This window comes from Coleofasciculus sp. E2-BRE-01 (assembly GCF_040221695.1).
Classification (GTDB): domain Bacteria; phylum Cyanobacteriota; class Cyanobacteriia; order Cyanobacteriales; family Coleofasciculaceae; genus Coleofasciculus.
On the sequence record NZ_JAVKEA010000238.1, the window covers coordinates 1 to 9872 of the forward strand.

Annotated in this window: 10 protein-coding genes, 1 tRNA gene and 1 pseudogene; 7 read left to right on the forward strand and 5 right to left on the reverse strand. The window is 46.6% G+C overall.

Translation table 11 applies throughout. From position 1 onward, the window contains the following. Positions 1–429: 429 nt before the first annotated feature. Positions 430–2091 (reverse strand): DUF6930 domain-containing protein, encoded by a 1662-nt coding sequence (locus RIG66_RS32535; protein WP_446384058.1) that lies wholly within the window; start codon positions 2089–2091, stop codon positions 430–432. A gap of 241 nt (positions 2092–2332) precedes the next feature. Between RIG66_RS32535 and RIG66_RS32540 the strand changes: the two genes are divergently transcribed. The 5 genes from RIG66_RS32540 to RIG66_RS32560 all read left to right on the forward strand — a co-directional run bounded on the left by RIG66_RS32540 (position 2333) and on the right by RIG66_RS32560 (position 4613). After that, a complete protein-coding gene (locus RIG66_RS32540) occupies positions 2333–2686 on the forward strand; it encodes a HesB/IscA family protein (RefSeq protein WP_446357802.1) in 354 nt (117 codons plus the stop codon). Positions 2687–2779: 93 nt separating this feature from the next. Continuing rightward, complete coding sequence (locus RIG66_RS32545) at positions 2780–3202, forward strand: tetratricopeptide repeat protein (protein WP_044205725.1); 423 nt, start codon at positions 2780–2782, stop codon at positions 3200–3202. 224 nt (positions 3203–3426) lie between these two features. Next, entirely contained in the window at positions 3427–4296 is an 870-nt protein-coding gene (locus RIG66_RS32550; protein ID WP_446384060.1) for a M48 family metallopeptidase, read from the forward strand. Then, positions 4275–4357: transfer RNA gene (locus tag RIG66_RS32555), tRNA-Leu, on the forward strand. The genes RIG66_RS32550 and RIG66_RS32555 overlap by 22 nt, the downstream gene beginning before the upstream one ends. A gap of 22 nt (positions 4358–4379) precedes the next feature. Further along, on the forward strand, positions 4380–4613 hold the full coding sequence (locus RIG66_RS32560) for a hypothetical protein (protein WP_446384062.1): 234 nt from the start codon (positions 4380–4382) through the stop codon (positions 4611–4613). A gap of 150 nt (positions 4614–4763) precedes the next feature. Here the strand turns inward: RIG66_RS32560 and RIG66_RS32565 are convergent, their stop codons facing one another. The 3 genes from RIG66_RS32565 to RIG66_RS32575 form a co-directional block, all read right to left on the reverse strand. Next, the gene (locus tag RIG66_RS32565) at positions 4764–5858 is read right to left on the reverse strand and encodes a serine/threonine protein kinase (RefSeq protein ID WP_446384064.1); all 1095 of its coding nucleotides are present in this window, start codon (positions 5856–5858) and stop codon (positions 4764–4766) included. A 164-nt stretch (positions 5859–6022) separates the two neighbouring features. Beyond that, positions 6023–6934: a metallophosphoesterase gene (locus tag RIG66_RS32570; RefSeq protein ID WP_446384066.1), complete on the reverse strand. Its 912-nt coding sequence runs from the start codon at positions 6932–6934 to the stop codon at positions 6023–6025. 125 nt (positions 6935–7059) lie between these two features. Beyond that, positions 7060–8124, reverse strand: a complete 1065-nt coding sequence (locus tag RIG66_RS32575; protein WP_446384068.1) for an ion channel — start codon at positions 8122–8124, stop codon at positions 7060–7062. 20 nt (positions 8125–8144) lie between these two features. Here RIG66_RS32575 and RIG66_RS32580 point away from each other — a divergent pair, with 20 nt between their 5' ends. Both RIG66_RS32580 and RIG66_RS32585 read left to right on the forward strand, forming a co-directional pair. Then, positions 8145–8306 carry a hypothetical protein gene (locus RIG66_RS32580; protein ID WP_446384070.1) on the forward strand — a complete coding sequence of 54 codons (162 nt, stop codon included), beginning with the start codon at positions 8145–8147 and terminating at the stop codon, positions 8304–8306. Positions 8307–8426: 120 nt separating this feature from the next. Then, on the forward strand, positions 8427–8837 hold the full coding sequence (locus RIG66_RS32585) for a hypothetical protein (RefSeq protein WP_446384072.1): 411 nt from the start codon (positions 8427–8429) through the stop codon (positions 8835–8837). A gap of 200 nt (positions 8838–9037) precedes the next feature. Here RIG66_RS32585 and RIG66_RS32590 read toward each other — a convergent pair. Further along, positions 9038–9733 (reverse strand): annotated as a pseudogene (locus RIG66_RS32590) (DUF4058 family protein); the annotation flags it as partial. Positions 9734–9872: the final 139 nt, after the last annotated feature.

Genomic DNA, 9872 nt, shown 5'->3' on the forward strand with positions numbered 1-9872 from the left:
GGATCATCACCCAGGTGATTATCATTCTCATTCACGTATTCATTCGCAATAAACCTGTCAATAAGCTCTCATCTTTTCGAGGCTTGAGGGGGGAAATGCAATGTAAGCCAAGCTTTTGAGCTGCTTGTCACCCCTTCAGGCATACCCCTATTATACAAAATTTACTGGCTAACCGTGCAGCTTTAAATGTCAATTTAGGGTAACATTGAGTTACCTAAATTGACCTTGGGGAGTCGTGTATCCCAGCGCTGAATCTTATGTTACAGCGTGGGTCTTACGACTCCCCAAACCCCTGCTAAGATAATGGCAAAAGCGATTAAGCAAAGGGCGACCCGAGTAAATTGAGTGGATACAGTTGTTAATTGGTGCAAGCGGGTCGCCCCTACAGGTGTTTCATACCAAGACTTCCTGTTCCCTGTTCCCCAGAATTTAGAATTCAAACACAGGCATAAGTTGTAACATACCTAATCCTAACTCCTTAACCGAGAGCGATCGCGCTTCAAAGAATGCCATCATATCCTTGGGTTGAGGATTACCACGGGAAGCACCTTTGAGTCCTCTGGCGATAATTAACCCGCAGTAGCCCTTCGTTTTTAGACACCGTTTTTCCCAATGCTCACGATTCGCCGTATGAGTCGGATCAGCTTCGGGAAACTCACCAAATAGGTATAGATGATTATCTCCTGTTTGCAAAATGCCCAAATCATAGCGATCGCCAACTAGAGGATCTTCTCCGGGGTTAAAGCCAATCCCCTTGAGTCCCCCGGCTGTTTGAATTTGCTCGATTAACACTTTGGCTTTTGGGCGAGTGGTTTGAATTAACACCACAGGTAACCCTTCTCCTAGGGGCAGGGCGTCTTGAGACTGATAAAAATCAATATCCTCCTGTAGCAGTGCTATACTCTCCCAGGGCATCATCCCCAAACTCAGATAGGAATCTTTCGGGATTAAGTCATCCCGTAGCGGAAGTTCCAGTTCCTCCTCATCCTCATCCTCATCCCAGTCTTCGTCATCCATATCATCATCAATCACCATCTCCCATAACTCAGAGGCTACCTCTGGTCGTGTAGATACTTTAATAGACGCGATTGATTTTGACTCCGTATCTTCCTGTTCCGTATCTACAGGGATAGGGATGCGGAAGCGCTTGTTCATCGCTGGAAAATCATCCGCCGCTAATTTTCGGGATGATCCTTGGAAAAATCGATGTAGGGCTTCCAGCGCCATATAGGTAAGTAGGGCTTCTTCCTCATCCAGGAAGGGGCGCATTCCCTCTAATGGATGCACCGCACCAAAACTCGGCAAAATCTCTTCAACGGATAAATCGGCTAAATCTACATCCTCATCATCTTCAAAGTCCTCATCCGCTGCTTGATAGGTAATAAACAAGCAATCTTGTCCCAAAAATGCCTGTTCCATCGCCTCAACCGATTCCTGATTGACGACCGACTCCCGAAACCGTTGCAGCGAATCTAAGGAGCGATAGAGCAGAATTCCATACTCCACACCCAGCATCCCCATAACCGAGACGTAAAACTCAGCCACATCCCAGCGATTTAATTCCACACTCAGGATCTGATGGTCAGCCAAGATATCCCAAGGCGCATCCAGCCAAATCTCATACGCCTTACCGATCAATAGATCCGCATACTTCGGGGGTAACGGCGGCTGGCGCTGGAGGGCAATTTCCTCAAACCCGCGAAATAACTCATCAATCAGGGGTAAATCAGGGACATAATCGATCGCAATCTCCAACTCTTGCAGCACCCCGCGCAATAAAAACTGAACTTCGCGATCGCGTACCACAATTTTAGAGGGACGGGCGGGTCGAGCCGGACTTTGGGGATGTTCCATGGCTCGCAATAAGGTGCGAACAATCGCTTCAGGTCCCATTTCTGAGGAGACGATATCCATCGCCCGGACAATTCCTTCTGAGCCATCCACCCAAAGAATGCACTCATTATTACCCTCAGCATCAAAATCACCCTGATCGGATACAGTCACTAAAGAACGGCGATCCCCTTCCCAGACGCTGGGTATTTGGGGTAACCGTTTGAGCCGACGACGAGTATTGCGATTGAGAGCAGACATAGGGTATTTGGCAATAAGTGCAAAAACCATGGCAAGTCAGCCATGATCAATAATAGATACTCCTATTAAACCGCAATACCTTCCGGGCTGCGCTTCATTGTTTGGAGAAAGGAGTTCCCAAGAAAATTTTTATGGGGTAAATACACGTTAAGGGGTCAGTCTCGATAAACTTGATCCATAAGCGTGGAACATCAGTCGTTCGTCATCCAAGTTTAACCTAACCAGGAGTTACAACATACTCATGACACAAGCAACAACACAGCAACGAGGAATCCAACTGACCGAACAAGCCCTCAAGCATATTGTGGCGCTGCGAGACCAACAAGGACAAGACCTATACTTGCGGGTTGGTGTCCGTCAGGGGGGCTGTTCCGGGATGTCTTACATGATGGATTTTGAAGATCCGAGTAAGGTACGGGATAACGATGAAGTGTTTGACTACGAAGGCTTCAAAATAATATGTGATCCCAAAAGCATCCTGTACCTGTACGGTTTGGTCTTAGATTACAGCAATGCCATGATTGGGGGAGGCTTCCAATTCACCAACCCCAACGCCAATCAAACCTGTGGCTGTGGTAAATCCTTTGGCGTTTAGTTAAAAACGGGGGAATAGGACGGGAGTAGGGGTTTGGTTACCAAACCCCTACTGCATTTAAAATCAGATCGCGGTAAACCTAAAATTGAATCTATGACCGAAACTGTTAATTCTCTGTTCGAGAGTGGCTTAGAACGCTACAACGCGGGTGAGGGACCTGATTCCCTGATTCCTGTATTTAAACAATTGTGCGATCGCTTCCCGAAAAACGCCGCCGCTTGGAGTTGTCTGGCTTGGTTGTATTTGCTGGATGACCAAGCGGAACGGGCATATAAAGTAGCGCTTAAGGGGACGAAAATTGATGCCAATGCGCCCCAAGCGCGAGTCAACCTAGCGGTAGCGATGTTGGAAACCGGGCAAACTGGGGTGCGTAAACACATCGACACCGTTAAGCAGATGATGGCGACGGATTCTCAAGTTCGTCAGGATGTCTTTGAGAGTATTGAGGATGGACTGAGTAGGAAGCCTGACTGGGATAGTTTAAAGCGGGTTAAACAATGGCTATCTGAGGGGTGATACCTTGCAGATCAAGGGAGCTGGGGAAGCTGGGGAGCGATCATTTAGCGGTCAAATCGGAGGGGATTTTGTATCTGAGATGACCGTTTTGTCGTAATTTCCGAAGATGATTCGACGACTGAACCGATGTTCCAGGCTCAGCTTCTCGATACACTAGAGATTAGACGTCATTGGAGCAACCAATGACTTCAGACATAAGATCCATGACCCACGACCAATAACCTATGACCCAAACACTGTTAGTTGGTCTAAAGGCAGACCAGTTCCGTCATCCCCTTGATTTCCAAGCCACCCAAGCCTTGAAGCAGTTCCCTGGACTGGACTTGATGGTGCGAAATCTCCTCGGACCCTTGGCGGAACAATTCTTTTACCTGAATAATATTGCTGCTAGTGTTTTGGTGGGAGAAAATCAGCTACCGCACCTGCATAATTTACTGCTAGACGCCTGCAAAACCCTGGACTTAGAACCCCCTCAACTATACGTGCAGCAGCATCCCGTACCAAATGCTTATACCTTTGCCATGCGGGGTAAGCAGCCATTTATCGTCCTGCACACCGCTTTAATCGATATGCTGACCCCCGAAGAAATTCAGGCGGTGATTGCTCACGAATTGGGACATCTCAAGTGTGAGCATGGGGTTTATCTGACACCGCTCAACATTATGATTTTAGCGGCGTCTTTACTGCCAAATTGGGGCGCTGTAATTGCCCAAAGCCTTCAAGAACAGATGCTGGAGTGGTTAAGGTGTGCGGAATTTTCCTGCGATCGCGCGGCGCTGCTGGCAACTCAGAATCCCAGAGTGGTGATGTCGGTGCTGATGAAACTCGCTGGCGGTTCACCAACCCTAGCTCCCCAACTAAACCTCGACGCCTTTATCGCCCAAGCCAGAGCCTATGATGATATCAGTAATTCGGAATTGGGAGAACTGCTCAAATCCGCTCAAACTGCCCAGTTGAGCCACCCCGTCCCCGTGTTAAGGGCGCGGGAAATTGATCAATGGGCAAGTTCTCAAGCTTATCAGTCCTTGCTACAACCGACATCTATTGGCTATAATGAAAAGGTTGCATCCAAGGGCGGATGGCGAAATTGGTAGACGCACCACACTCAAAATGTGGCGACCTCTGGTCGTGAGAGTTCGAGTCTCTCTCCGCCCATTCAGATTGAGAGGTGGTGATCATGACACAACGACTCAAGAGTTGGGAGTCTCCTCGCCGTCAAGGGCGAAATGACAAAGGTAAAGGCGGTTCCGCCAGAGCCAGACAACTGAAGAAGCAACGGCAAATGTTGCGGAAAAAGTTGAAAGAACGTGGAAAAGCCAAACAACAGAATCAGCAAGGGGGAAGAGAAAAAGACACTCTTCCCTCTTTTTTTAGCTGTAGAGACGTTGCATGCAACGTCTCTACAAAATGATGCTTTTGTCTTCAAAGAAAGCATATTCCACACCGAGCGACTCGTATCGAGCGAAGTCGAGATAAGTCGAGGTGTTGCCTATTGCCTATTCCCTCCCCGCGTAGCGCTATAGCAGTCGCCAGAGTCATTCGGACATGAGATGAATGTCTTTCAACTTCTCTGCATTAACAGAACATTCCCTTGAGGAGACAACTGTCGCTGGTGCTGTTGGTAGGCTTGTAACCAGAGGACTCCGGAGACTAATAAAATTGAGAAAATAACAAGATTGAGAATAATTAATCCTAAGGGAAGTGGAGACGTTTTGGGTATGTCTGGATGAGGGAGGGGTTGTTTCTGGAAATGCGGCAAAATAAACGCCGCATTTGGCGGTCTACGATGGACAAATGGAGCCATAAAATAGTCAAGCCACTCGACTAAGGGTTCAGAAATTTTGTGCGTATGTTTGCGCCACATTAATTCACCTGTTTTATGGTTGGTTTCTAGTTCTAAAGGATGTTTACCCGTCAGTAAATGGACAAAGGTACGTCCTAAGGCATAAAGATCCGATTGAGGAACCGCATTACCGTTGATTTGTTCAGGAGGGGTATAACCGGGTGAAAAAACGCCTTCTCCGGTTACATCTTTTCCCATCAGCCGTTGGACAACTGTACCGCTCATTTGGCAAACTGTCCCAAAATCAATTAGCACCAGTTGACCATTGGGTCGCAGCATAATATTCGAGGGTTTAATATCCCGATGAAAATATTGTTGTTGGTGCAGCGTATCTAATATATCGAGTAACTGTTTTAGCCATTCAATGGCTTTGGCTTCGGAAATGGGTTGATTATGTTTGAGCCATGCTCGTAAATTTGTCCCCTCCACTTGTTCCATCACCAAGCAATGTAAAGGTCTGGCACGGCGGGAGACAGAAACGGTAAAATAATTGTCTTCAGGTTGAACTTTAGGAATACCCGGATGGTTAAGTTTCTTTAAAATTTCCGATTCTTGTCTGAATAGGCGAACTAAGGTGGAATTGTTCCGGGTTAAAACTTTCAGTACTTTATGTTTTGCTCCTTTGATTGCCGCCTCTGCTGCTAAATCCTGGACTTCAAAGATTTTGGTGGGATTGGGTGCGTCTAGGGGTCGAAGGGGTTTCAGCAGCCGATATCGACTGTTGATGGTTAATGGGGTGTCACAGCCTTGGCAGTATTCCAGATACTCAGGATTTTCCCGTTGGTCACACTTGGGGTTGATACAGTAGCTCATCGGATTTCCAGGGTAGGTTGAGATGACTTCTTAAAATTAACATCTACCTCCCGGAATAAATTAATCTTAGGACTTACGCCCAGACCCAATCTCTTACATAAGCGTAGCTTGCTTCTTTTCGGGCAGCGAGTTCTCCACCGTTAACTTTAATTGTTCCCACCTGCTTATTCAGCCTGGAGAGTAAATAAAGTGACCTCTGGAGGACAGTTGAGTCGTATGGGCAGATCGCTAAAGCCAATCCCACGATTAACATAGAGCTTATTACCTGAGGCGCCATAGCCGTCACTCCAACCATCGACATGTTCCCAGTTTTTAGCCAATGCTAACCAAGACCATTGGGGTGTGAAGGGTAGGCGAATTTGTCCACCATGAGTATGTCCAGCAACGGCTACGGGTGCGGTATTGGCAGGTAAAGCCGGAAATGATTTGGGATTGTGCATCATTACAATCCTGGGATTTGTGGATGGCACTTGCGCGATCGCATTTTTTGGTTGATCCTTGTTTGCCAGATGGGAACCTATGCCGACTAAATAAAACGATTCGGTATTTCCATCACTGAGATTTTCCCCAGAGTTTCCGGGTTGCGGTAATTGGACGGCTTGATTTTCCAGAACCTCTATGCCAACGTCTTCCAACGCCGCCTCCAACCGCGCTGCTAAGTTCTCTTTGGGTGGAGTATCTAGGCTAATCATACCGTAGTCGTGATTACCCAATACCGCATAGGTGGGAATATTGGCTTCGGGTAAGGGACGGAGTAAATCAACGATGTTAGCAATTTCTGGGTCTGTGCCTTTAAAGGCATGGTAAATAAAGTCACCGCTAATCAGGACGACACTAGGGCGTTCTTCTATCAGTTTGGCGATACTACGGCGGACAGTCGGGGTATTATCTAGCCACATCCCGTATTGAAAATCTGAAACCAGTCCAATTCGTTGTCCTTGCCAAGCTGTAGGAAGATTGGGAATGACGGCAACTTCTTCTTCTGTGTCGAGGGTATAAGGCTCAACTAAGCCCCAAATTATAAGGAAACAGAATAGTCCGACTAAACCTAAGAGAATATACTTGATTTTTTTCATGGTTCATTGTTGATTGTTGATTGTTGATTGTTGATTGTTCATGGTTCATTGTTGATTGGTAATCCTCTGCTCCTCTGCTCCCAGACGCGCCATGGCGCGTCTCTACAAGTTCCCCTGTTCCCTAATCAATGTAATATTACTTTGTCAATCGTCGTCTGGTCATCTAAGGGGGTAGCCCGATTGGTGGTTTGGCTGGAGGCGATCGCATCCCAAACCCAGCCGTCATTGTGAATCAGCGCCAATAGCAGCCGTCGGCGTTTGGTGACGTGTTTGGTGGCGTCCCAAAATTGGCGATCGCTAACCGTGGGAATCCCGTGTTTCCTGAGTCGTTCCAGGGGTGGAAGCGGTGGGTTTTCCGAGGCGGGTTCTAAGTAAGCGGATTTGAGAGTTTTCAAATAAGCCGCACTTGCCCGACGTGCTGCACCTAGCGCCGCTGGATCGGGTTGATGGGACGTTTTGACACCATATTCTAAGATGGTTAGCGCTTCATCAAGAGCCACTAAACTTAGAGTGATCGAGCGAGAGCGTTCGATGCTGTGGAAATAATGAAGAATCGGGTAAGTTAGATGGCGTTCTCCCTGTTGGGCTAGCATGGGCGTCAAAGCAATTAAATGCTGGTCAAATTGCCCAAAATCTTTGCCATTCCAGGCTCTGACCAGAATTTCGTCAGCCGTACCACCGAGAGCGGAAATATAAACCGCCAGTTGGCGTTGCTGAGTCGCGGCTGAAACCACAGGTAAGAGATAGGCGATTGCCAAGGTAACTAAAAAGAACCCATTCACTGAAGCAATTGCGGTGGCAATTTGCCAAACTGCACCTTGAGGACTATAACTCCCCATGCCTAGGGTTGAGATAGTATAACCGACAAAGTAAATTCTTTCTAACGTAGTGGCGGGCAGTTTTTTCGGCGTTACCACAGCCGTTTCATCGGCGCTAAACAGTAGTGTCCATCCCGCCCACGTTAAGGCAAACCAAAGCACGGTGACACTAACGATAACTATCCAGCCTGTAACTAGCAATAAGCGGTGATGGGAACGCCAGCGATGAATCTTAAGCGCGATTCTCCATAGCCAAGCCGAGAGTCTGCTGGTTAGAGGTCCTCCTCCGCCCACTGTCAGGGTTGTGATCAGGACATCAATGGAGACAATGATAAGAATGAGCAGTCCGGAAATGACTAGCAGAATCGACATAAGGAAAATTAAAACAGTCCATGCGATCGCAGATTACCTCACCACGAGGCAAAAAACCTGCATCTGAGGGAATAGGTAGGGGTGTCGGGTGTCGGGTGTCGGGTTTCGGGTGTGGGGTGTGGGGGAAATCTTTCCTTGAGCCGATAACGTTACTAAACCCACCGTGTTGGGATCAAATCTAAGCCTAGAGAGAGGGGATTCCTGGCTATGGATATGTCTAAGCTGAGATAGTTAATGCTATCGGAATTGCAGTCATTGAGAGGTCAACGTAATGGTTCGGGCATTTTAGGGAAGGGAAAACTATGGCAAATCAGAATTTCCGTGTAGTCGGCTACATTAGTCCAGTCACATACAGCAAACTCAAGGAGTTTATGGAGGCTCAGGCGTTAACTGAAGCGGAAGCGATCGATAAGATTTTATCAACCTATTTGGGAGCAACTCCCCTACCTAAACCCCCGAATGGTTTTGATACAAGCGAAGGTGGCGACTCAACAGCCGAATCATCCCCACCTGTGTCCCCATCAGCGATTCCTAAAGACAAAAGCTTGACTCAGAACCAATTAGCCGAACGCCTGAAGTGCGATACGAAGAAGTTAACTGACATCCGAGGCTATCCTGTGGTTTTATCCGACTACACCAAAACTCGTGATCCACAGGGAATCGCATGGGAGTATGAAGCTGAATTTGATCGCTATTTTCCTCTCGAACAATGAATAATAAGTAAGTAGGTAGGGACAATAAAAGTTAACGGCTAAGATCGTCATTCGTCATTCGTCATTTGTAAGGGTTTGAGATCTATTTACATAACTTAATTTAGTTGAGTTTATTTCCACCAACCTATTTAGTTGGACACAACTAAAGTTAACGGTTGAGATGAGGGAACAGGGAACAGGGAACGCTTTCCCTGTTCGCATTATCGCAGTTGTTGCTCGGTTAATAATGTATTTACCCAAACGTGATCATCCGCTAATAATGGCGGTATGGGTTCTTGAGTATAATCGATAGCTAAATCATAACTGGCTTGGTCGTACACATTATTCAACAATACCTGTAAGTCTACAAATGGTTCGCGATCGCCCGACTTCAAGGGTAAGGGAAATGAGGGAATCGTATCTCGTAGATTAAAGGCATACAAATCAGCTTGAGGACGACGATCTCCTCGACTGACTAAAATTCGATAATGAGTTTGACTATTGCTATGATAAATTGGCAAAGGTTTTCCTTTACGCAGTAAATCGATTTCCACTAAATGAGTTGAACTGCCAAATATTTTATTGCGTTTAGTTTCATAGTCTTGGCGACCTTCTCCAGAACGTTTATTAATTGGAGAGAGAATTTCAATGACGGTTGCGACTTCACCTGTGGCGACTTCTCGTACTTCTAAATAACCTTGTTTAATTGTTTCAGGTACGGGAACTTGTACTGTCTGGGGTTGAGGTGGGGATGGGGCGACAGCAACATTGGTCATTGGCTGTTCAGTTGTCGTCTGTGAACCTTTGACTGTTAAATCGGGAATACCAACCAGGAGTGATTGTTCGCCTATGGTTTCATACAGACGCACTTCAACCGCCGCTCTGTATTTGGGACGCAGTTGAGGAGAAAGTGACCTATAGCAGCCCTAAATAGGTCGCAACAGATATAATAGTAATAATACATCCCTAGTAAAAATACAAAAGATGAACATTATAGATGAATTGGCTAATTTTATCAATCAGACAAAAGAGACAAAAGAAATTAAAAGAGCCTTG